This window comes from Acinetobacter endophylla, assembly GCF_053543775.1.
In genome coordinates this window covers 1-825 of the sequence record NZ_JBLVOM010000100.1, presented here as the reverse complement: position 1 = coordinate 825, position 825 = coordinate 1, and the positions used below count along the sequence as shown (strand labels likewise).

At 35.8% G+C, this 825-nt stretch carries 2 protein-coding genes; both read left to right on the top strand.

The window, feature by feature from the left end; all coding sequences use genetic code 11:
* Positions 1-538, top strand: a 538-nt coding sequence (locus ACNPNW_RS05460; protein WP_448766668.1) for a copper resistance protein B, incomplete at its 5' end; no start/stop codon positions are given.
* 179 nt (positions 539-717) lie between these two features.
* On the top strand, positions 718-825 hold a 108-nt coding region (locus tag ACNPNW_RS05455; RefSeq protein ID WP_448766669.1), incomplete at its 3' end, for a type II toxin-antitoxin system RelB/DinJ family antitoxin.

Here is an 825-nt window from a genome sequence, read left to right as displayed (position 1 = left end):
TAAAATTCATGCCGATAAAGAAGAATCGCATGATGCACATTATGATGCCAAACTTTTATATAGCCGTATGATTTCAGACTTTTGGGATGCACAGATTGGTGCACGTTATCGTAGTGAAAAAGTTGAACTCAATGATCATCGCAAAGACACCGAAGAAAATGTTGATGCGGTGATTGGCTTACATGGTATGGCGCCATATTTCTTTGAAACTGATGCTTATCTCTATGCGGGAGAAGACAATTATGCGGGCTTTAGCCTAGAAACGGAACGTGATTTTCTGATTACGCAAAAGTTGATTATTCAACCTTATTTAGAGTTGGATGCTATCTTTAGTGATGACTCTAAATATGCGAAAAAAACTGGTTTAAGCAGTGCAACCGCAGGGTTTGAAACTCGCTATGAAATCAGTAAAAAGATCATGCCGTATATCGACATTGCCTATGAGTATTCAAAAGGTAATGATGAAACGTCGTGGCAAATAGAATCAAACTCTGAGAAAGGTTGGTTATATGGAGCTGGTGTTAGATTTAGATTTTAATTAATTTAATGATTACTAAATAGCTTTATTTAAATAAAACTCTAGCTTAATGTGGCCGGAAGCAAAATGTTAACTTATTTTGCTTCCTTCCATTTAACATAATGGCTGTTATGCGAATTCGACTTGTAATGCAATTTGCATTACACTATTCCTAGTACATTAAATACTTGGGAAATATGATGGCTACTGTTAACTTCAGGATCGATGAAGCCCTTAAAGAAAAATCTTATTCAATCCTTAAAGAGCAAGGTATTGCACCTACGGATTTCTTCACTAGTATTCTTGAG